Below are 22436 nucleotides of genomic sequence, written 5' to 3'. Positions count from 1 at the left end.
AGATGTCTGGAAACCTTAGAAACTAAAGGTTGTCCGCAGGACTCCTACCCAGATATCGTCATTGCGTTTGTTTTGTTCGGGATTCAGAATCACGTAAACGCCCGGTGTCACCGAAATAAAGTCATTCACTTGGAAGCGATAGAAACCCTCTAAGTGATAAGAGGTGTTGCGGTCTCTGGCGACATCGCTCTCAGTAACTTTTGGCGGTACGCCGGCGATCAAACCGAGGAGGTTCCCAGGCTTACCAAAATCTGGCAGCGCCAAGAAAACAGCACCATTCTGAACAGTAGCGTCATTGTGGCCGCCCCGTTCTTGCTGAGCCTTCGTGTAACCGTACCAACCGCCAAGCTGGAAGCGGCGGCTGGGTTTGAAGTTAACTTGCACCCCATAGTTATTGGATGTAGTCGATGCTTGACCGAAGGGGCGGTTAGCCAAGGCACTACCCGTACCGCCCATGATCCCAACATCGCCTCCCCGATTGTATTTGTGGTTGTAGCTAACACCAATGTCAAATGCTTGGCTCAGATTTAAGTTGAGCTGACCCAAAGCGCTGAAAGAACCGTCGGCAATGCCCCGGCCGTTGGCTGGGTCGGGAGCGTCGCCGTCGGAGGCAAGATAGGCTGCTGTGGCTCTCACGGGACCCAAGTTGTATTTCAGAGCAGCACCTGCTCCTTCGGGACCGCGGAACACTGCTGGGTTGTAACGTCCAAATCTGGAGAGAGCACCGTTGCCACTACTTTCCAAGGGAGCAGTAAGCTCAGCAACGTCATCGAGCCTCAGTCCTTTCGGGCCGAAGTAGACTGTAGCGTTGCCTACCGGAAAGCGATACCACAATTGATCGAGGGAGAATTGGCTGCCGTCTTCGCCGTCGATGGCGACGCGAGCCATGTTCGTACCAGTGGCAGTTGCTGCACCGTAGTTGGCGATGTTTCTAGCTTGCAAGCGGGTTCTGAGCAAGTCTTTACCCGTGAAGCTGGTGTTGAAGTTCAACCGCACTCGGTAGCCGAGGTTGGTCACAGTTTTGTCGTCCCGCAGCCCAACACCATCTCCGAAGGTGTCGCTGGCGAGAAAAACGGCTTCTCCTGCCAGTTTGGTTGTGGTGGAGAACTGGTTGGCTTCGAGTTCTGCGGTGCGAGCTTCTAGGCCATCTACTCGTCCGCGCAGGGTAGCCAGTTCGGCTGCAAATTCTTCTTGCAGGCGTTGCAGGATTGCTAAGTCGTCTTTGGTGACGAAGGTACCTGTTGATGAGCTAATTAGCTTGGTTACTTGGTCTAAGCAAGCGTTGACGCCGGCTGCAAATTCGTACCGAGTCAGGGCGCGGTTGCCGCGGTAGGTTCCGTCGGGATAGCCTGCGATACAACCGTAGCGTTCGACTAGGGATTGCAGGGCTTGGAATGCCCAGTCTGTCGGCCGCACGTCGGAAAGTTGAGAGACCGATGTCACTTGGGACATGGCTCCAGATGGTTCGGCGGGGAGGGCTTGGGGTGCTGCTGGGACGATCGGGCCACCCATGCCTGCGGGTGCTGTCTGAGCAATTTCTACCTTGGCGGCTGGGGTGCTAGCAATTGCTGGCACTTCAGTTTTGGCGGTTGCTGCCGGGGTGCTTTCCACTGCCAAGTCTGAGGCTTGGGGCGATGGTTCGGCTGTGGTGGCAGCAGCTAGGGGCTCGGTCGCGGCCGCTGTGGTGGCAGCAGCTAGGGGCTCGGTCGCGGCCGCTGTGGTGGCGGGGGCGATGGGGGCTGCTGCATTGATATCAATCGCTGCTGTTTGCAGTGCTGTGGCGCTGGTTTCTGGTGCGATTGCTGCCAGTTTTTGGGCGTCTGCCGAGGCCGGAGCGATGCTGTTTAAAGCCAGCTTTTCTGGGGCAGCAGGGGTTGCTGCAACTGGTTCTGCAATTTTTGACTCAGATGACTGAGCTGTGGCTACTTGGTTGGCTTCAGCGGTTGCGGTCGCTTCGGTGGCGATCGCACTGGCACTGACAACTGATGATAGCCCCAGAATAGCCGGGGATACTAGCAATAAATTCCAAAAAATTCTGTTCATTTTCCTCACACCTTCACACTATAAATTCAACTTGATCAGCAATTCTCAACTGCTAATTTTTGTGGTTGCTTGCCTGCTGACAATAACAACTGCCAAAATAGAACATATCCATAGCTGCTGATTCACAGTAGGCGTGTTTAGTTCCCGCTTGAACGTAGGGGCTGGCCCCTTCTACGGCCCAGGCATCTATTCAGGTCAAGCCCACATTACCTTACGGTTGATTATATCATCACCTGGTGACGTACCCACACGCTATGCGAAGCATACAGTCTGGGCTTCCCGTTTCAACCGCCGCTGCCTATACCATTTTTGAATGATGTTGGTCTTATGCAGCGTCCGGAGGTTTGACAAGCCATCTTGTCCTCACTCCCATCGCACGGCGTGCGATCCGGGCAGACTCCCTGCGCCCCAAGGAGTTCATTGTTTGATTCGTAGAACACACCAGGGGATTTACTGCAATGGCATACCAGTTAGGCGTATTCTTTCCCCGAGCTCTGGTCTTTCTGTGGCAAGCGTATCACCGCTACTTTAACCTGTCTGTTCGAGAATTCGGGCGGGTGATGAACCGTTTGTACCATACCAGATTCTTTCGCTTTGTTGTTGAAAATTGGCGATTCCTCATCGATGTCAAAGGCAAAAGTATGGTTCAGGCAAAAGCCGACATCCATTCGTCATCGCCCTGGCTTTCATCCCACACCAGCTAAGAGTAAGGTGTGGGGGTTCGCGCGCCCGCTAGCTAAAAAAGCCAAATTTTAGGCTTGACCAATTTGGACTCTCTGACGATCCCAGCATTCGGGACTTGCCAGGGCGATCGTCCTTTTTGAGACAAGCTGTCGCCCAGTTTAATTCCCTGCTACTTTAACACAATTTTTGGGTTTTATGAGTGTGGCTGCAATGGGTGTTGCTTAATATCCAATCACGCCGGGAATGCTCTGTTGCTTGAGACACCAACTCTACCGAAATTTTCTAGCGATTTGATGGCTGTTTTTGGCGTAGGGCGATCGTAGGAGTTTAATGCTAAGCTGGCAAAAATGCACAACTCAAAAATAGTGCTGTCGGAACAAAAAAACCCAAACGCTGTGGGTGGAAATTTTAGTAAAAGAATGAGGGGTTATGAAAGATTTTGGTATTATTATTGCCTGCTGCGACCAGGATTATTTGTTTGCTAAGGGTTGCTGTGCTAGCATTCGATATTTCCTGGGAGATGTGCCGATTTGTCTGCTGATTGACGGTACTTTTTCTGTGAGTGCTTTGGAAAAGTCTTACGGGGTACGAGTGATCGATCGCACAACGGTATCTGAAGAGGTGCTCAGGAAAAGAAGTTTTGGTTGGGGAAAAACTAAAATGATTGCTTTCTGGGAAAGTCCTTGGTCAAATTTTATGGTTTTGGATGCCGATACCATCGTCTGGGGCGATGTTCTGAAGTTGGCTAATTTTCAAGAATTTGATTTTATTGTAGACAAGCCTTGTTACGATTACTCGGATGCGGATGTTTCAGAATTTTTCTTTGATATTCCGGGCGTTGAGAAGTATTTTCCGAAGTTTCGGTGGTCGGAATCGCGATCGAACTATTTCTGCACGGGTACTTTTTTTGCTAAACGTGGTGTTTTTAGCTTGGAAGAATACGTAGAAATTTTAGATTTTACTGAGGCAAATCCGGGGATATTTAAGTACGGAGAAATGGGGTTTTTGAACTTTATGATTTTTCGGGCGGCGCAAGAAAATCGGCTGCGGGTGGAAAATGTGGATATGCAGTTGTTGGTACCGGATTTTGACCAGGATTTGCTTAAAAAGCGGTTTCCGGTGGCAGAAAGTGGGCCTGCGGCCGATCGCACTTCGCCGACTGTGATTCACTGGTGCGGCCCGAAACCAACTTTATCGACATCTAAAGTTTACTCGGAACCGATGAATTTTTGTCGCCGCAAGTGTCAGGAGGATGTTTGGAACCGCACGGGTTTGGCGGCCCAGATGTCGCTGCAAGTTGAGGATTTACAGCGATCGATCTATGTGTATAAGAATAAGTTTAAGAAGAAGTTTCGGCAGTTAGTGCGATCGACCTAAAAAATTACCTGAATTCAGTTCTTATATCGTTTCCGGTTGCATCGGAATTATATATTTGAATCGTCGAGAGTGCGATCTTAAGAACTCGTGGCCTCTCACTGCCAGCGGGGACAGCACTACATAATTCCGATGTTACAATAGTATTTGTAGGGTGCGTCGCCATTGAAAATATCTCGCATTCAATCGACAATTTAATGGCGACGCACCTTATACCATTTTATAAAAAGTCTTGCTACACAACAATTGTTGGGCGAGAGTGAAACAGAGGGTTGTTTCTTCAACGATTGTGTAAGGTGCGTCGTTGTGAGATTGTTGCCTTTCTCTAGGGATTCTCGATGGCGACGCACCCTACAAATACTACTTTTTAATCAAATTTTGGAACGGGCAAGATGCCCCTTCCACATAAAAAATTATTTTTGTGGAACGGGTATCTTGCCCGTTCCTAGCTATTTTTGCAATAGGTCTACTCATCCAAGGGCAAAAGGGGGCCGGCTGGGGGCAAAACTTGGCGGTGAACGCTGATTTTGTGACTTTCCCGCTGAGTTTGCATTTCCACGGCGATCGCCTCAAATTCAACTTCCATGCAGCCGTAGGGAATCTCTAACTCGATACTTGCTCGCATATTTCCTAATCCGTTAGCTTGAAATTCGGTGATCCAGCGCGGCCCGTCGAGAATGAGATAGGTTTGCCGATCGAATACCCAAACTTTCACATAAATCCGGGGCATCAATTCCGGCAGTTGCACTTTCACTGTTACAGCCTGGCCCGCGAGGATTTGGGTGCGCGGCAATTCTAAGACGGGCATCGGTACTAACTCGTCTTCTGGCAAAACGTAGGGAGTTGGGGGAGTTGATTCTGCTTCGAGTTTTGTGGTTTTTTGAGCAACTTGTTTCGGCTGCGGGGGCTCGTCAAAAACTACAAATTCTCTGGATTCCGGGCCAATATATTTGGGTTCGGAAATTGTTGCCCCGATCGCCCGTTGCTGCTGGGTTGGGCTGATTTCTTCCACGACGGCAATTGCTTCGCTACTATTTACCTCCGGTTTTGGAGTTGGCGACAGGGTGGTTGCTTTGAGCCATTCGGGGGATTCGCCGGTGCTGGCTAGGGAGCTGAGTCGCGACCAAAATCTATTTTCGACGTTTAGCGTTTGAAATGCCTGTTTTGAGGCTGCTGGTGGGGATTCTGGGGCTGGTGTTTCTGGTTCGGCGGTGTTTTGGGGTTTTTGGTCGATCGCTCGAACTTCGGCCGTTTCTGGGGCTGTTGGGATGTCTGAGGGTTTGGTTTGTCGGTCGATCGCCCCTGCGGATGTCCGAGGGGGATTGGAGATTTCAGAGAGTAATTGCGATCGGCTGCTGTCGGGCAGTTTGTTACCGAATGCGGGCAATTCTAGACCGCCTGCACTTGCGGTTTGGCGGGAATTCAGTTGAGGGGGTAAGGGCTCGTTTGTTGAGACTTCGGCGGGGGATGGAGGCTCTAAGGATTTTTCTACTAGCTTGAGAAAGGATAAATTTGTGGCGCTCCGAGGCGGTTTTGCTGCTGTTGGAGAGGGCTCTGCTTGATGCTTTTCTTCGATGAAATTGTCTTTAATTGCTTCTAGAAGATGCTCTAAACGAGCTGTAATTGTGAATAGTTTGGTGGCTAGGGTGACGCCGCCGCTGCTGAGAATTGCTTCTCCTAAAATTAGGCGGCTTTTGCACTCGGCTGGGATGTAGGTGACGCAGGCGAAGATGCAGGGGGGAGCTTGTTCTGGCATCGGCTGCTCGATTTGGGCGAGTATTTGTGAGGTTTGGGGGTCTCGCAGGTAAATTTGCAGTTGGGCTGAACCGATGAGTTTTTGGAGTTCTTCGGTTTGGGATTCGGGGATGAGAGTTGCTGTTTTTCTGGTTTTTTGGGGTGGTTGGGGAATGTCGATTTTGCCGGAAATGATTAAGGGGCGACCGAGTTGAGTCACGAAGGTTTCTCGATCGAGTACAAGTTCGAGTTCGAGTTTGACTGGGGCTTTGGGCGGAGGCCCAGGGGTTTGGGGATTGGGGAATTGGTAGATTTTGGTCGGCTGCGGTGCTGGTTGGGCTGGTGGGATTTGGGTTGGTGCGCGATCGACCGATGCTGCGATTTTTGGGGCCGCGTGATCCCCTACGGGATAGCTAGGCTTCACGACTGCTGCTGGGTTTTCTGAGGCTGAGGAGGTGGTGGCGGGTTCGGAGGAGTCGATCGCGGGTAGGGGTTCGGAACTGTCCGATTCTGCGGGCAATACTTCTAATTGCACGCCGTACTGCCAAGGTTTTGCTGGTGCTAATTTGGGATCTGGTAAGCAGGAGAGTTCCCACATTCCAGGTTTGAGCCTGGTGTAGGGAATGATCACGACTAATCCTTCGGGGTTGGTGCGGGCCGATCGGCTTTGGACTTTCCGCTGGGGGGCTACTTCGTCGAAGGATGTATGGGTGATGCGAATTTCGATGTCGGTGTTGGGGTGCTGAATGCGCGCAACGACGCGATATTTGCCTTCTAGAATTTCCACGTCGGGGGTTTCTAGGGGCAACCAGGCGCGATCGCCTTCTTTCTGTAGTAAAAATTCTAATTTTTTCATGTTTGTTTCCCCTTGAAGGCTCCCGCTTGATTGGTCACAGGTTGTGGTTGGTTGAGCGACAGCTACAGATATTGAATTACTTTATGTTGTATAGCCTATCATCTGTGTCGGTCAAGAGGCCCCAAAAGCGCGATCGGTAGAGCCCGTATTCACCAAGCAGTCCTGCACCGGAAACGGCATTGCCGTTTCCCTACAGCAATTCGGCAGAGTCTGGCGCCGGACACGGCATTGCCGTTTCCCTAGAGATGCTTGCATGATAGAACAGGCCGAAAAGCCTGTTTCTTCCCCGCAATTACCACGGACTGCCGATCATACTAAAAGCTGCCCAATAATAAGGATGCGATAAATCTTTGCTATCGAGTTTGGGGATAGACGGCGGCAACGGAGTTTCTCCCCTAGAACTTCGCAGTTGACCGTTTTCTATGGTGACTTTACCTTTGATCGCAGCAATTTGTGCTTGCCTGAGAGCTTCAGCTTTAATGATTGGAGGATCTTGAGGTTTGCGGACTTTTAATTGCTGGTAAAACTCTGTCATCAGCGCCAGAGTCCCCGCATCGCTGACATACCACAAGCTGGCGAGGGCAGATTTTGCTCCCGATTGCAGCGCTAAACCGGCAAATCCGAGTTCTGCTTCTTTGTCTCCCAAGGCAGTTCTACAGGCGCTCAATACTAACAGTTCCAGTGGCGGATTGTTCCATTTCAAATCTCTCATTTGAGATAATCTGAGTTGGGTGTCCCAAAATTGAATGTAGGAGTTATCTGGGGTTCCAGGGCGGAATTCGGCGTGAGTCGCGAGGTGGATGATGCCGTATCTTTGTTGCAGTCGCTGTGATTGCAAGTTGACGATGGTAAAATCTTCGTTGATAAAGGATTGACCTGCCCACTGTCGGGCGATCGCACTTAATTCTAACGGCACTGCTGGTAGCGGTTCTTTATTCACGGTTTCCGAGAAAATTGCTGCTCCCATTGCTAAGACGTGGGAGTTTCTGAGATCGGCGTAATTGATGTCTGTAAGCTTGAATGCCGGAATGCGCGCCATGCTGTATTTTTCGATCAGAAATTGCTTGCCATCGTGCATTGCTGCTATGGGTATGGTTCGCAAACCTTCGCCGACGCAGAACAGCAATGTGTCAATTTTTGCTATTTTCAAGTCGGCTTCTAGCGGTGCAATTATCCATTGATAAAGTTGTTGAGCTGATTCTAGATAGCTGGTGGTATTAATTTTGACTGGGTTGGTAATTTCGCTGGTGAATTCTTGGACGACTTGCAGCAGTTTCTCTTGTTTTGCTGAGGGGATGCTGCGGTGAACTGGCGGGCGATCGGGCAATATTAAGATTAGTTCTAGTTGGTCTGTACGCGGGATAGCGTAAATTAAAGCTGGTTTTTTCTTGGTTTTAACTGCTAGGCGGGAGAGAGTTTTTGATATTGATTGGGCGGTTTTTTCACGGGCTGTAAAGTCTTGTTCAAAGTATTTTTGATAGTCTTCTTCCCAGTCTTTTTCGATTCTGGTGACGGCTTCGGTGAGGTTTCCGCGATCGAGCAAATTTCTCATTTCTTGCCCGTTAAGCCCGCCTGGGGCTGTGTTTTGGGCGATTGTAGGGAGGTTCGCGGTGCTCCAGCAGAAAAATATGGTTGTCAAACAGTAAAAAATAGCTCTTTTGATTTTTTTATGAGTCGCGTGTTTTTGGCGGTGCTGCTGGGACTGGTAGTGCATGGTTTTGGGGCGGTTATACCATTTTCGCATTCGAGCATTGAAGATTAAAGAATTGGCAATGAATGATCAAATAAAGGTTTGGATATCTCCTAAAGTTGGATTTTTTTTGAACTATTAATGGCGTATTTCGCTGCTGCATCCCTCTGGAGTGTAAAAACGTTGTTTGAGAGTGCGATCGTCCTGCTCTCTTGCCGTGTTCGCTTGGGGCGGATATTTGATGCTGGCGAGCACGATTATAGCATTCAACACCAACCCCAAGCATCTCCCGCCGAGCCCCCACACACCCCCAACCCCCTGAGCCCATAAATTAGGGGTTTATATGAACTTTGGTAAATTATGTAAAAATTTTGCGTAAAAATCGTAGATCCTGACAGATAGACAAATAGAAGGTTATGCAGGAGGATGCGATCGCTCGAATGGGGCCATCAAGCACCATTGATCAGAGCGTTCGCTGAACTCCGGCGGCCTGCATTAGCTGGTTGGAGACAATTTTTCTGAGTAACCTTGGAACAAGAGATGCCTACTAAGGACGAAATTGACGATCGGCTCAAACAGCTAGCCATAGCTGCCAAAAATCACCAGCCTAAAACTTTAGGGCGACAGAAAGCTGTGACCAGATTAATCATGGAGATTGAAAAACATCAAATTATTAAATGTCCTCAAAATCCAAATTTTTCCTATGCAATCTATCGGGAAATTTGTGCGGAAGCAAAACAGGAATTGATGTTTCGCATCTCCAGGGAAATTCACAACTATCCACCGGAAAAAGGAGCATAACACTTATAAAATTAATATTTATACTCATAAATATCAGGTCAATCATTAGTCCATAATTAAATATATTTACCACTCTCGAACAATCATGAATCCAGAGAAACAAAGAAAGCTGCAAGAATATACCAGAGCGGTAGTCCTGCATAACAAGGAAAATGTGTTATAATTTTACTCTTTCAACCTACATTAAATTTTAGCTTATGAACTGTCCCAAGTGCAACTTTGAATACATCTTGAAAAATGGTCGCACTCGCTCCGGCAAACAAAATTTTAAATGTCGAGATTGTAGCAGACAATTTGTCATATCTCCCAGACATCAACCGATTTCAGCACCAACAATCATGGTTGATAGATCGACTTTTATTAGAAAAGATATCTCTGGCTGGGATTGTGAGAGCGACTGGAGTTTCGGAACGGTGGTTACAATACTATGTGAACCAAAAGTTAGGAGCTGTAAAAAGAGAAGTAGAAGTGAAGTCAAAAAAGAAAGAGAAACTAACAATTCAATGCGATGAAATGTGGTGATTTGTATGCTCTAAGGATAACAAGCAGTGGATCTGGTTGGCAATTGATGTATCAACCTTCATAAATTGTTGAAGTATATATTGGCAAAAGAGATCAAGGTGGTACACAGGGATTATGGGATTCTTTACCACCAGTTTATGGTCAATGTGCCGTGAGTTATACAGACTTTTGGAATGCCTAGGTCACAGTTTTTCCTAAAAATAGAGACAAGGCAGTAGGAAAAGAAACGGGTCTGACAAACTATATAGAAAGATTTAATAATACTATGAGACAAAGAATATCTCGATTGGTCAGAAAAACTCTTTCCTTCTCTAAAAAACTCTCCAATCATATAGGAGGAATTTGGTATTTTATTCATGAGTATAACGCGAGTTTACTTATAAATTAAAATCCTTAATTTTCCTTGCTATGCAGGACTACCCAAAATTGTTGCTGGCAATGTCAAGCTCAATCTGCCGAGCCTTGATTTCGGCGGCTTTGCAGTTGATTTGGGTGTAGGGCAAGTTCATGGAGAGCCAATAACGCTTACCTTGCCAACGCCAAGCCAGTCTCAACCGTTCCTGAAAATTTTCAATTCTGACAGTTCCTGCCACTGGTTTCTCCTTTAAAGCAAACCTCATTTTCAGAGGTTAAAAAGCTGTAACCCGCTTCGCTGACTATCATCGCTGTTTCATCGCTAATCTTGTCAGAGCTTGTCACATTTTGTCACTCCTAATTGAGAATGTCTAATGTCGTGGAATTCATAACAATAGCTGTAAAAACAACAAAACCCGCTACCAGAGCGGGCTTTATAAGATGGACGCAACTGGACTCGAACCAGTGACCCCTACGATGTCAACGTAGTGCTCTAACCAACTGAGCTATGTGTCCTCACGAATTAATAACTTAGCACAACATTCGATCGCCTGTCAAGCATAAATATAAAATTTTTCAAGCAGACACCCACAACCACCGCCCTAATTCCCAACCCGCCAAATCTTCACAGTTCGATCGCCCGAACCGCTAGCCAAACACCCCCCATCAGCACTAAACGCCACCGACAAAACCTCCCCCCCGTGCCCCGTCAGAAGTTCCAGCAAACCCCCCGTCGCCGCATCCCACAAATAAATCGAACCATCCCGACTCCCCGTCGCCAAAACCCCACCATCCGGGCTAAACGCCACACACAAAACATCCCCAGAATTATCCCTCATACTCCGCAGCAGCGTCCCTCGCCCCCCTGCATCCACCCGCCACAACTTCGCCGTACCATCCCGACTCCCACTAACCAAAATCGATCCTTCTCCAACTCCCCCCCTTACCAATGGGGGGCTAGATCCTTCTCCAACTCCCCCCCTTACCAATGGGGAGCTAGATCCACCTCCAACTCCCCCCCTTACCAAGGGGGGGCTGGGGGAGCTAGATCCTTCTCCAACTCCCCCCCTTACCAAGGGGCTGGGGGGGGTTCCAACAAAGGCGATCGCCCGCACCCAATCCCCATGCTCTGCTAAAGTACAAATCGATCGACCATTTTGCCAATCCCACAACTGCACAGTCTGATCCCGACTACCACTAGCCAAAAACTCCCCACCAGGACTAAAAGCCACCGCCTCCACCCCACCAGCGTGACCAGTCAAAACCGACATCAGCCTACCCTTATTCAAATTCCATAACTGCACAGTCTTGTCCCGACTACCACTAGCCAAAACCTGACCATCGCGACTGAACGCCACAGCATAAACCCGATCCTCATGACCGCGCAAAGCGTACCACCACTTACCCTTATTCAGATCCCAAATTTGAATCGTCTTATCCCGGCCACCGCTAGCCAAAGTCGCACCATCAGGACTAAACGCCACACAAGTCACCCAGTCAGAATGACCCGTCAGAGTGTACCAGCGCTTACCCGCCTCCAACTTCCAAATCTCAATCGTCTTATCCTCACTCCCGCTAGCCAAAGTCGCCCCATCAGGACTAAAAGCGATCGACGTGACAGCATTAGAATGCCCTACCAGAGTATGAACACACCTCCAAGTAGGCGCGCGGGCCGGCAAAACCCGCTGCTTCCGCGGCACAGGTATAATCGTGCCTGCAACCGTTGGCGGCACCGTATTCTGCACAGCAGGCGCAGTCTGTGGCACTGGAATTGTAGGCGCTGGTAGGGGCGGTGCCCCCGTGCCCGCCCCAGTCCCCGTGCCCGCCCCCGCCGACTGCTGCGGCTGCAAATCTTGGAGAATCTCAGCTACAGATTTGTAGCGGCGACTGAGACTCGACTCGATCATTTTGTCCAGAATGCGGCTTAATTTCGGATCGATTTGAACCTTCAAAAAATCTCGCCAAACCCAAACATCCTGATGGATATCGAACAAATCAAAAGGAGATATTTGAGTCAGCAAATAAATGCAAGTAACACCCAAACTGTACAAATCGCTGGCATAAACCGCTTGACCTCTAATTTGTTCCGGTGCCACGAATTCCGGCGAACCGATGACAGTACCTGTTTCTCTCAAACCTTCTACAAGTTTGGCCGCGCCAAAATCAACTAAAACTAATTCCCCGGTTAATTTTGGGTAAGTATAAATAATTGGAGTTTGAGAAAGACGGCGGCGGATAATATTGGGCGGTTTAATATCTCGGTGAATGACACTGCGCGAGTGTACAAATTCTAATACTGGCAATAAATCATTTAGCAAACTACGAATCTGATTTTCGCTAAAAGCCCCAGCCCCCGCCAATTCTTGCTGTAAATTTTGACCTTCTATAAATTCCTGCACCAAATACTGATATCGTTCCTGCTGAAAGTGCGCCAGCAATTCGGGAATTTGCGGGTGTTTCCCCAATTCGTCCAGCCGCACGGCTTCTCGGTTGAATAATTCTGCTGCTTTCTCGCTGCTGCTGGTTCCTTGGGATAGGGGGAAAAACTGTTTAATTGCACAGCGCGGTTTTGAGGGTTTGTCTTCGTCTATTGCTAAAAAAGTGCGACCGAAACCGCCGCGCCCCAGGGGTTTAATGGCGCGGTAACGCTCTCTGAGCAACAGTTTGGAGCCGCAACTCAGGCAGTATTGGGTTCGATCGGCATTTTGCGGGTTTTGACAGGCGGGGTTGAGGCAATAACTCATAACTGAACCGGGAAGCAATCAGCAGCATATCTCTATGATACTGAGGCAATACCAAATCCGACTTAAATATCCCCTTGATTTCTTAGTCCGCGGAGGCGGACATCGTTTGTGTAGTCGCGGTTTCAACCGCCGAGTCTTATCTGAAGTCCTGACTACAAACGAAGATGCGGTTTGTAGTCAGGACTTTAGTCCTCAAAATTCAAGATGTCGCCTTAACTTTCAAAGCATACTCTTTAAACCTTTCCAAGTCAGCCTGAAGAGTCGATTCAACTACTCCCGCTAGAAATGAATTGTCCATCAATTTTGCCAGCCAGCCGGGAATTCCGTAAGCTACCGTTAGTTTGACAATACTGGTGTTTTTGCGATCGTAAAATCGCACCGCACCACGATTTGGCAAACCGTCCACCGATTCCCACTGCATGATCTGATTCGGGACTAATTTGACAATCCGAGAAAGCCAGCTAAATTCTAACCCGCCCGTTGCGAGTTTCCAGCGCGATAATTCTGGATTTTCTTCGAGAATATGAACAGATTCTATCCACTTCATCCAGCGTGGCAATTGCTCTAAATCAGACCAGAGTTCCCACGCTAATTCGATGGGAATTGCCACTTCTACTTGTACACTATGTTCTAACCAATCAGTCATTCTATTTTAGATTTTAGATTTTAGATTGTTTTTTTTCTAATTTTTTTTTCGTTCCCAGTCTCTGGCTGGGAACGAGAGAAAATCATTAGCTTTTAGCATTTTACATTTTTCAGTCTATCGACTAATGACCAATGACTAATGACCAATGACTAATGACCGTAAGCTTCGAGAATTACCTTGGCCGCTTGATGCCCGGAAAGTGTCGCTCCTTCCATACTGTCAATGTAATCTTGCTGAGTGTAACTTCCTGCTAGAAAGAAGTTAGAAACAGGAGTTTTTTGAGCAGGGCGGAAAACATCCATTCCCGGTGCTTCGCGATACAAAGATTGAGCCAACTTAACTACACTGTACCAAGTCATGTTTAATTCCCGTGCTGAGGGAAATAAATCCTGAACTTGCTTGAGTACGTGTTGGGCGATCGCCTCATTGCTTTGTTTGATAAACGGATCGCCCGGTGTCAGAACCAATTGCAACAGAGAACCTTGTCCTTCTTTATAATAATCCTTGGGACTTGTTAGTGCCAAATCGGCAAAACAAGAAAAATCTGCATCTGCTGAATATAGCAAATTATCGATGCCTACAGCGTGGCTCAACTGTTTGCGCTTGGCTTCATCTTCCAGTTCCGTTACCCAACCGTCGAACCGTAATTGTACAGTAGCAACCGGCACCGTATCTAACTTATAAATGTTGTCAAATTCCGACCACTTTCGCCAAGCTGGGGGCAATATTTTCTGAATTCCAGGAACGTCGCAGGCGAAAACATAAGCGTCTGCGGTGATATTTTCTTCTGTTTCGCCGTTAGCTACTACCAGACCTGTCACGCGCGTTTCTTCGGCTTCTTGAAACTGAATTTCTCGAACTCTGCGTCGCGTGTAAATTTTGGTTCCTTTGCTTTCCAAATATGCCACAATTGGTTTGTGCAAATATTCGTTGGGAGAACCGGCTAGCATCCGCATGACAGAGGCTTCGGTTTTTGTAGCAAAGAATTGGAAGATTGTCAACATACACCGGGCAGAAATATTTTCGGTGTCGATGAAACCTAGTGCGTAGGCGATCGGGTTCCAGAGTCTTTTGAGCGAGTTTTGGTTGCCGCCTTGACCCCGGAACCAGTCAGCAAAGCTAACTTTATCTAAATTGCGGATCGTTTTCATAGCCCCGTCAAAGTCTATCAAACCACGGACGATCGGGCTAGTTCCCAGGGCGATCGAATTTTGGATTTTGTCTTGTACGGTTAGCTGGGATGTAGTAAAAAATGCCTTCAAACCGTGCAAAGGAGCACCCACGGGAAAGCGAAAATCTAAAGAACCGATTTCGCCGCCTCGATTGATAAAAGTGTGGACGTGATCTTTGAGGAGCAAATCGTCAAAAGCTCCCACTTTTTTCATCAGAGCAAATAAGTTATAATAGCAGCCGAAGAAGACGTGCAAACCCATTTCAACGTGATTGCCGTCTGGATCTACCCAACTGCCGACTTTGCCGCCGACAAAGGGGCGGGATTCAAAAATTTCTACTTCGTGGCCAGCATCCACTAAATCGACTGCTGTGGTCATTCCAGCCAGTCCCGCACCTGCGATCGCAACCCGCATTTTACCTATCCTTTCCAGTATTTTTACAGATTGTAACAAATTTTAGAATTTCCGAAACATTCAAAGTGCGTAAATGCCGATCGCCACTTGTACCCCTCTCTGAATTCTCCCTAAAAAATCCGCACTAATTTCACCGTAAGGGCCTTGTTCCAGATAAGTCTTTTGGACTGCTAGAATTTGCTCGCAGACGGCGAGTGAGTCCGATTCTAACCCTCCTACCCCGGCAGCAATCAAAATCTGAGTCGGAGTTTCCCCCCCGCTCAAATCGCTAGTAAAAGGCACAATCAGTACAGTACGGCTCAATTCATTGCGACTATTTATGGAAACGACAGCAACAGGACGTTTTTTAGTATCTTCTATTGCTCGCAAAGCTCTCACAAGATATAAACTTCGCCTTGTTGCGGATAAGCTTCTGTCATTGTATCAAAGACCTTCCTCTCTTAAAATTTCTTCCATTTGTTCCTCGGCAAATGTTGCCCATTCTTCTTCAAAGTCAATATCTTCTTGACTGCGGTTTAGATAAAATTTCCGCAACTTATCTTCTATTTGCTTAGCGTACCAGAGACGGAGAGCTTGTTCGATCGCCTCCGTCCAATTATCAGTAAGCTGGTCTATTTTGTCAGCGAATTCGGCGTCAAGGGCGACCAACACTTCTCACTTTTGAGTAGAATTTGACATAATAATTCTCCTGAATAATTCAACAAGTAGGGTGCGCCGAAGAGCACCTTACATATTACTTTTACATCTTCCCTCTTCCTTCTTCCTTCTTCCCTCTTCCTTCTTCCTTCGTTTAAAACATCGGCATCAACTGAAGCGGCCCAATTCCCAAATCTTTAGCCGACACCCAGCGTACCTCCAGCAAAGCGATCATATCCTTAAGCTGAGGCTGACCACGAGAAGCACCCATCAACCCTTTAGCAATAATCAAACCGCACCAACCATTAGTTGATTTGCAACGTCGATCCCACTTCTTGCGAGCTTCCTTATGGACGGGATCATTTTCATTAAACTCCCCAAACAGATACAAATCCCCATTTTTAGTTTGCAAAATACCCAAGTCGTATTCCTCCTCCTGAAAAGGATTTTCGCCCGGATTAAAACCAATTGCCTTCACCCCTCCAGCTTCTTTCAAATCCTGAATCATAGTTTTCGCTTTCGGATGAGAAGTTTGAATCATGATTATTGGCAAACCATCTCCGGCGGCATTAATATCACCTTCTGCACCTTGGTGAAATTGGACATTTTCGCGCAGAAAGTCTATCGTATCCCAAGGTACTGCGCCCAGACTCAAAAATGAATTCGGCGGTACCAAATCGTCCCGCAGCAACGGCGTTTCAAAGTCATCATCATCATCATCGTCCTCATCATCGTCACCAAGCATCTGTAATAATTCGTCAGATACTTCGGGCATAGTCGAAACTTTAACGGAGATTTGTTGAATTTCTCCGTCTGACTGTGGAATTGGGATGCGGTAGCGACTGCTGAGAGTGGGAAATGTATCTGCTCCCAATTTCCGGCGGCCGTTGCGGAAAAAGCGGTGAAATGCTTCGAGAGCAACTAACATCGTCAGGGCTTCTTCTTCGTAAAGAATCGATCGCAATCCTTCTAAAGGATGGAGGTTGCCAAAATTCGGTTCAATTTCCGATGGAGGCAAATCGGCTAAATCAATTTCGTCTTCTTCGTCATCTTCATCAAAATCGCCGGCACTTTCAAAGGTGAGAAACAAACAGTCCTGTCCTAAGAAAGCCTGTTCTAAATCTTCAAAAGAGTCATCATTGACGACTCGCTCTCGAAACCGCTTCAAGGATTCTAGAGAGCGGTACAGCAAAACTCCGTAATCCATTCTGCCTTGGCCCAATACGGACACGTAGAGGCTGGCGACATCCCATTGATTGATTTCAATCGATATAATTTGGTGTTCGCTCAAAGTCCGCCACGGAGCATCGTGCCAAATTTGAGCAGCTTTTTCCATTAGAACTTCGGCGTACTCAGGCGGTAATTCGGGAGGCCGATTGACAGCGACTTCTTCCATGCCCCGAAATATTTCATCAATTAGGGGCAATTCCGGTACGTAGTCAATGGAAATCCCTAAATCTTGAAGTACGCCCCGCAGATAAAATTGAATTTCTCGGTTTTTAACTACGATTTTTTGGGGGCGGACTGCGGGAGCCGGACTTTGGGGATGTTCCATTGCCCGCAGCAGAGCCCGGACGATCGCCTCTGGGCCGGCATCTGGGCCAACCATGTCCATAGCCCTGACGATGCCTTCAGAGCCATCCACCCAGAGAATGCACTCGCCACCGGCTTCTGGATCGTCGTCGTCCTCTAGCATCATGTGGGAGTCAGCATTAGATAACGGTCGGCGATCGCCCTCCCACACGCTGGGAATTTGAGGTAAGTTTTGTAGCCGACGAAAAGTAGAGCGATTCAGCGCTGCCATAGAGTAAGCCCGTTGGGTGAAGCATTGTTGCGGTGCCACAAAGGGTCAACCGCTGCTTCTCAATCATAAACCCTATGGGGGGAGAGGACATCGAGCTGGGAAGGCGCTGCGGGAATTAAAAATTTAAAACTCAAAATTCTGCCTTCAGTGGGCAGTTGAGAGTTGAGAGTTGGCAGTTGGCAGTTGAGAGTTGGCAGTTGAGAGTTGGCAGTTGACTATTTACTGGCTGATGACTGATGACTAATGACTAATGACTTCCTTCTGCCCTGTACAATGGATGAATAAGATTAAACTCTTAGCATTGGACAGTCTCAGGAGTTCGACAAATTATGACTCAAGCAATTTCCCAACAGCGGGGCATTCAAATGACGGACTCTGCTGTTCGTCAAGTTTTAGCTCTTCGAGAAAAACAAGGTAAAGACCTCTGCTTGCGGGTAGGGGTGCGCCAGGGTGGCTGTTCTGGTATGTCTTACGTGATGGATTTCGCAGACCCCAGCACTGTGAAATCTGATGATGAAGTGTTTGACTACGAGGGTTTTCAGGTAGTGTGCGATCGCAAGAGCATTCTTTATCTCTACGGTTTGGTGCTCGACTTCAGCGATTCCATGATCGGCGGCGGCTTTAAGTTCACCAACCCCAACGCCACTCAAACTTGCGGCTGCGGCAGTTCTTTTTCTGCTTAAATGGGAAAATTGCTTGGGACATGGGTCTGGGGCATTGGTAATTGGTCTCAACCGGCGTTGGTGAGAATTCGCTGACAATAGCGCGATCGATCATTAGCCTCGGATTGACTTCCTTTGTCCCCTACCCAATGCTTTCGAGCAATTATTGAATCCAAAATCCAAAATTGCAGAACATCAGATTGACTTCTGGTGTCCCGCACGGATGCTTTCAGTCAATCTAAAATCCAAAATCCAAAATCCAAAATCGAATGACCCCTGAAGAAATGTTTAAAGACGGTTTCGATCGCTATCAAGCTGGCGAAGCCCCTGCTAATCTGATCCCCGTGTTCAAAGAATTGTGCGAGAAATCCCCCAAAAATGGCAATGCCTGGGCTAGCCTCTCCTGGCTTTACCTGCTGGAAAATAAACCCACATCGGCTCAAAAGGCAGCGAAAACCGCCGTTAAATTGAACCCTCACGACCCCCAAGCTCGCATCAACCTAGCAATCGCGATCCTCGATCTCAAAGAAAAAGGGGTGCGCCCCCACGTAGAAGTCGCTCAGCAACTCCTGATGGCTTCCGATGAGTTGTTCGACGAAGTTAAAAAGAATTTTGAAGAAGGACTAAGCCGAAAACCGGACTGGAAGAGCCTCGCCCGCGTTAAACAGTGGCTTATGGAGCCGTAACCGCGTAAAAAAGTCGATTTTGTGTCGGGGATCAACGAAATCGGCTTTGGAATTTATTACAATTTCGTAATAAATCAATAAATAACTTTATGTAAAACTCAGAAAGGCAGTGCTAGTATTTGAAAACTTAGACGATCGACAAACCGGCACAGCGGTTTTCAGACTTGACTACCACAAATACTAGGAGTTGTAACGATATGAGCAACGACAGCCACGTTAACATCAAACCAGCAACCCGCAACCACAAAGGTTTCTTTATTCAGCCCGCTTCTTACAAGTTGATGAGCATAGATAAATCCGGCTGGGCCTTGATTTGCATGGACAAAGCAGTTTGTCATTATGTAGATCCTGATGATTTGCAATTGCCAAATAAATCGGGAATGTCTGAAGGTTAATCCTGAAGTTTTGAGAGACATTAAAATGCTTTACTAAAGTAGCTGCCCTCGATTGAGAGGCAGCATCTTTTTTTTGTCAGTAGTCAGTAGTCAGTAGTCAGTAGTCAGTAGTCAGTAGTCAGTAGTCAGTAGTCAGTAGTCAGTAGTCAGAAGGAAGAAGTTCGGCAACGAATTTTGTAACGGATTTAACGGATGTAATGGATAGAAGTTCGGCAACGGATTTTGTAACGGATTTAACGGATAGAAAAATTACCAATTACCGATTCCCGATTACCGATTCCCAATTACCAATTATTAATTATCAATTACCAATTACCAATTACCGATCGCCAATTACCAATTCCCGATCGCCTAATTGTGAGATTTTAAGGCAAACAGCATTTCAAGCTGAGCAGTTGTCGGTTCTGTCGAAGTTGTGGCTACGCTGACTCCTCGGAGAGAATTGAGCAAATCAGCGACTGGTGGCGAAACTAAATTGGGCTGTACTGCGAGTAAATAACGGTTAGCCCAAGACATGGCTTTTTCCATATCTATGTAAAAGTAACCTTGGTTGGCTTGCGGTAAAGAAGTGGCGATCGCCTGAAAACTCGCACTGCTGCTTAGCGGTTGCGGTGGCGTTGTCGTGATGACATCGACTAAAGGGCCGCCGAAAGCGACAAACACAGAATTTTCATTCAGCCAACCGTGCCCGAATAAAGTGCCTTGCTGCGGTATTGTCCACTCTGTAACTTCTTTTCCTTGGACTTGTCTGGGGGCGACGCTGACTGTGGGATTGCTTTTGGCGATCGCATCGAGTTTTTTCAGGGTGGCTTCCGCTGCGGGGCGATCGCTCGTTTCAAAAATCATCGCCGCCCCCATCCCCAACTGAGACAAAATACCTTGATCCGAACCGATCGCCCCGATCGCAAATTCCCCATTCATCCATCCAAAAACATCGCGATCCGCATCCAAATCCAACCGTTTAAAACTACTCCTCACCTGCTGAATTCCCCTGTCTACTTCGGGGCTATCTTTTGCCTCTGTCGTCGCCTGCGACCAAAATTGATTAATGCCATTGCCACCTATTACAGCAATGGTTTCACCGGGAAATCTGGGTAACAATTTCGATGCGACTTGCGGCTTTTGCTGCACGAATTTAGGGTCTAACTGAGCGATAGTTTTGATTCTCAATCCCGAACTGTCCGCCCCAATTCCCGCTACCAAAGACTTAACTTGTTTGAACTGGGAAAGCACTGTCGAAGGCAACTGAAAATCATCTGGTAAATTAGCTTTCAATTGCTGCATGGCGGCAGGATAGTTAGCAATGTAAATAGTTGCGATCGGATTCTTGACCCCAGCACTCTCGGAAAAAAACTTAGTTGTACTCTGCTGCGTGGCGAGGGAGGGTGCTCCTTTAAAAGTATCGATCGCCAATTCCACAGGTTTTCTCAAAGGAGCCATGACTAATTGGTCATTTAGCAAAGCCACACTGTAGCGCTTGCCGGTTGGCTCTGCAATTTCCGAAATTTTCACTCCTTTATACTCAGTTTCTTGAATTGTTGCACCTTGCTGAGATTTTAATTTATTCGCAAAATTCCAAGCGCTAATTTTATTTTTGACGCTGACTACAACCAGCAGCTTAGGAGCCTCGGTTGTTGCCCCAGCATCCGGCGGCAACAAAGCGACCATCACCCCCCCCAGCCAAGGCTTTAAGTCCCTCTCAAAGTCGATTTGAGTGCCTGCCAAGCTTTGTTCTTGAAAGGTCTTCAAACCCTGACCGACCAACTTTTGAGCGCCCTGGGTGCCAAATTGCTGCAACTGGGACAGCGCTTGGGGATTGGGGGAGATGAAGGCGGCCATCGTTGCTTCGTCTGGTATAACTTTGGCGCTTTCTTGGGGGTTGGAGACTTGTTGGCTCAAACCCTGGAAGTAAAAGTAGACCGCAGCGCTACCTGCTGCGACGATGGAGGCAGCAATTAGAAGCTTTGATTTTTTTGCAGGCATGGTTTGTGTTCCTCGCGTCCCATATCAGTTTAACTAGATAGACTTGGCTTGTGGTGAGCCGATCGAGCTTGCTGTTTATTTTTGTAGAATTTAAAACGGGTTTGGGCGATCGTGTAAACTGCTGTTGATATGAAGTGCGGGAAGGAAGATGAAAGTAGCGATCGCGGGAGCAACGGGATTTGTAGGTAGCCGGCTGGTGGAGAAACTGCAAGCTGCGGGACATCAAGTGGTGGTTTTGAGCAGGGATGCGGCGAAGGCTGGGCGAGTTTTTCCGGCTTCAGCTTATCCGAATTTGGAAGTTGTCGCCTACACTCCGGCGGAGTCTGGTGATTGGCAAAACTCGATCGCGGGCTGCGACGCTGTTGTCAATTTAGCTGGGGTGCCGATTGCGGAGGAAAGGTGGACGGAGGCGCGCCAGCGGGCGATTTTGGACAGTCGCAAACTGACGACGGAAAAATTGGTAGAGGCGATCGTCAATGCTAATCCTAAACCATCGGTATTTGTGAGCGCATCGGCGATCGGCTATTACGGCACCAGCGAAACGGCCGAGTTTGATGAAAACAGCCCTGCGGGAAACGATTTTTTAGCAACAGTTTGCAAAGAGTGGGAAGCAGCGGCGCAACCTGCAAAAAATGCGGGCACAAGGCTAGCAATTTTGCGGCTGGGGATAGTTTTGGGAATGGGAGGCGCGTTGGCTAAAATGCTGCCGGCTTTTAAACTATTTGCAGGCGGCCCAATTGGGACAGGAAAACAGTGGTTTTCTTGGGTTCATCGCGAGGATGTGGTCGATTTAATTTTGTACACCTTGCAAAATCCGCAAGTTGAAGGCGTTTTGAATGCGACAGCACCGAATCCAGTGCGGATGAATGAATTGTGCGAAACTTTAGGGGCAGTTTTAAGTCGGCCTTCTTGGTTGCCGGTGCCAAGTTTTGCTTTAGAATTGCTGCTGGGAGATGGTGCTAAAGTTGTTTTGGAAGGGCAGAAAGTTTTGCCTAAACAAACTTTGGCTAGCGGTTTTCACTATCAGTATCCGACGCTGAAATTAGCACTTGAAGAGATTTTGGCGGGTCATTAAATCCTGCGTTTTTAGATAAGATGGCGGTTAAAACCGCCCCTACACAAACGATGGCCGCCTCCGCTCCCTTAATAAAATAACGCAATTTTATCCGCATGGTCTTCAACCCGCGGAGGCGGGTTTTGTTTGTATAGACGCGGTTTCAACCGCCCTGTCTTCTT

19 protein-coding genes, 1 tRNA gene and 1 pseudogene are annotated in these 22436 nt (G+C 47.8%); 8 read left to right on the top strand and 13 right to left on the bottom strand.

Annotated features, from left to right (window positions below; genetic code table 11):
* Positions 1-15: 15 nt before the first annotated feature.
* Positions 16-2043 carry an iron uptake porin gene (locus QUB66_RS23590; protein WP_265238109.1) on the bottom strand — a complete coding sequence of 676 codons (2028 nt, stop codon included), beginning with the start codon at positions 2041-2043 and terminating at the stop codon, positions 16-18.
* 458 nt (positions 2044-2501) lie between these two features.
* Here QUB66_RS23590 and QUB66_RS23585 point away from each other — a divergent pair, with 458 nt between their 5' ends.
* Positions 2502-2747: a hypothetical protein gene (locus tag QUB66_RS23585; RefSeq protein WP_332969941.1), complete on the top strand. Its 246-nt coding sequence runs from the start codon at positions 2502-2504 to the stop codon at positions 2745-2747.
* A 409-nt stretch (positions 2748-3156) separates the two neighbouring features.
* Positions 3157-4104 carry a hypothetical protein gene (locus tag QUB66_RS23580; RefSeq protein ID WP_265238105.1) on the top strand — a complete coding sequence of 316 codons (948 nt, stop codon included), beginning with the start codon at positions 3157-3159 and terminating at the stop codon, positions 4102-4104.
* Positions 4105-4567: 463 nt separating this feature from the next.
* On the opposite strand, the gene QUB66_RS23575 is transcribed toward QUB66_RS23580, so the two are convergent.
* From QUB66_RS23575 to QUB66_RS23565, 3 genes are all read right to left on the bottom strand, one after another.
* Positions 4568-6691 (bottom strand): hypothetical protein, encoded by a 2124-nt coding sequence (locus tag QUB66_RS23575; protein WP_332969940.1) that lies wholly within the window; start codon positions 6689-6691, stop codon positions 4568-4570.
* 292 nt (positions 6692-6983) lie between these two features.
* Positions 6984-8435 (bottom strand): CHAT domain-containing protein, encoded by a 1452-nt coding sequence (locus QUB66_RS23570; protein ID WP_332969939.1) that lies wholly within the window; start codon positions 8433-8435, stop codon positions 6984-6986.
* 84 nt (positions 8436-8519) lie between these two features.
* The gene (locus tag QUB66_RS23565; RefSeq protein WP_265238099.1) at positions 8520-8651 is read right to left on the bottom strand and encodes a hypothetical protein; all 132 of its coding nucleotides are present in this window, start codon (positions 8649-8651) and stop codon (positions 8520-8522) included.
* 270 nt (positions 8652-8921) lie between these two features.
* Between QUB66_RS23565 and QUB66_RS23560 the strand changes: the two genes are divergently transcribed.
* Positions 8922-9182, top strand: coding sequence for a hypothetical protein (locus QUB66_RS23560; RefSeq protein WP_265238098.1), 261 nt, complete (start codon positions 8922-8924; stop codon positions 9180-9182).
* A gap of 197 nt (positions 9183-9379) precedes the next feature.
* A pseudogene (locus QUB66_RS23555) lies at positions 9380-10092 on the top strand (IS1 family transposase).
* Between the two features lie 28 nt (positions 10093-10120).
* On the opposite strand, the gene QUB66_RS23550 reads toward QUB66_RS23555, so the two are convergent.
* The 8 genes from QUB66_RS23550 to QUB66_RS23515 form a co-directional block, all read right to left on the bottom strand.
* Positions 10121-10297, bottom strand: a complete 177-nt coding sequence (locus QUB66_RS23550) for an Arm DNA-binding domain-containing protein (protein ID WP_265238096.1) — start codon at positions 10295-10297, stop codon at positions 10121-10123.
* Between the two features lie 203 nt (positions 10298-10500).
* Positions 10501-10574, bottom strand: a tRNA-Val gene (locus QUB66_RS23545).
* A gap of 86 nt (positions 10575-10660) precedes the next feature.
* Complete coding sequence (locus tag QUB66_RS23540; protein ID WP_332969938.1) at positions 10661-12802, bottom strand: serine/threonine-protein kinase; 2142 nt, start codon at positions 12800-12802, stop codon at positions 10661-10663.
* Positions 12803-13001: 199 nt separating this feature from the next.
* Complete coding sequence (locus QUB66_RS23535) at positions 13002-13448, bottom strand: SRPBCC family protein (RefSeq protein ID WP_265238093.1); 447 nt, start codon at positions 13446-13448, stop codon at positions 13002-13004.
* A gap of 149 nt (positions 13449-13597) precedes the next feature.
* Complete coding sequence (zds, locus tag QUB66_RS23530) at positions 13598-15034, bottom strand: 9,9'-di-cis-zeta-carotene desaturase (protein ID WP_265238124.1); 1437 nt, start codon at positions 15032-15034, stop codon at positions 13598-13600.
* Positions 15035-15094: 60 nt separating this feature from the next.
* Positions 15095-15412: a type II toxin-antitoxin system PemK/MazF family toxin gene (locus QUB66_RS23525; RefSeq protein WP_332969937.1), complete on the bottom strand. Its 318-nt coding sequence runs from the start codon at positions 15410-15412 to the stop codon at positions 15095-15097.
* A gap of 45 nt (positions 15413-15457) precedes the next feature.
* The gene (locus QUB66_RS23520) at positions 15458-15685 is read right to left on the bottom strand and encodes a hypothetical protein (protein ID WP_332969936.1); all 228 of its coding nucleotides are present in this window, start codon (positions 15683-15685) and stop codon (positions 15458-15460) included.
* 139 nt (positions 15686-15824) lie between these two features.
* Entirely contained in the window at positions 15825-17474 is a 1650-nt protein-coding gene (locus QUB66_RS23515) for a DUF6930 domain-containing protein (protein WP_332969944.1), read from the bottom strand.
* Between the two features lie 329 nt (positions 17475-17803).
* Between QUB66_RS23515 and QUB66_RS23510 the strand changes: the two genes are divergently transcribed.
* The 3 genes from QUB66_RS23510 (at position 17804) to QUB66_RS23500 (ending at position 19217) form a co-directional block, all read left to right on the top strand.
* Complete coding sequence (locus QUB66_RS23510) at positions 17804-18157, top strand: HesB/IscA family protein (RefSeq protein WP_265238087.1); 354 nt, start codon at positions 17804-17806, stop codon at positions 18155-18157.
* A gap of 248 nt (positions 18158-18405) precedes the next feature.
* Complete coding sequence (locus tag QUB66_RS23505; protein WP_265238078.1) at positions 18406-18822, top strand: tetratricopeptide repeat protein; 417 nt, start codon at positions 18406-18408, stop codon at positions 18820-18822.
* A 197-nt stretch (positions 18823-19019) separates the two neighbouring features.
* Positions 19020-19217 (top strand): hypothetical protein, encoded by a 198-nt coding sequence (locus tag QUB66_RS23500; RefSeq protein WP_172187588.1) that lies wholly within the window; start codon positions 19020-19022, stop codon positions 19215-19217.
* 351 nt (positions 19218-19568) lie between these two features.
* Here QUB66_RS23500 and QUB66_RS23495 read toward each other — a convergent pair whose 3' ends face one another.
* Positions 19569-21200, bottom strand: a complete 1632-nt coding sequence (locus QUB66_RS23495; RefSeq protein ID WP_332969935.1) for a DUF3352 domain-containing protein — start codon at positions 21198-21200, stop codon at positions 19569-19571.
* 148 nt (positions 21201-21348) lie between these two features.
* Here QUB66_RS23495 and thyD point away from each other — a divergent pair, with 148 nt between their 5' ends.
* Positions 21349-22275: a thylakoid membrane protein ThyD gene (gene thyD, locus QUB66_RS23490; protein WP_332969934.1), complete on the top strand. Its 927-nt coding sequence runs from the start codon at positions 21349-21351 to the stop codon at positions 22273-22275.
* Positions 22276-22436 lie beyond the last annotated feature (161 nt).

Source organism: Microcoleus sp. A2-C3, from assembly GCF_036706065.1.
Lineage (GTDB): Bacteria > Cyanobacteriota > Cyanobacteriia > Cyanobacteriales > Microcoleaceae > Microcoleus.
Note: the sequence above shows the minus strand (reverse complement) of the source record. Positions and strands in the feature narration are given on the sequence as shown.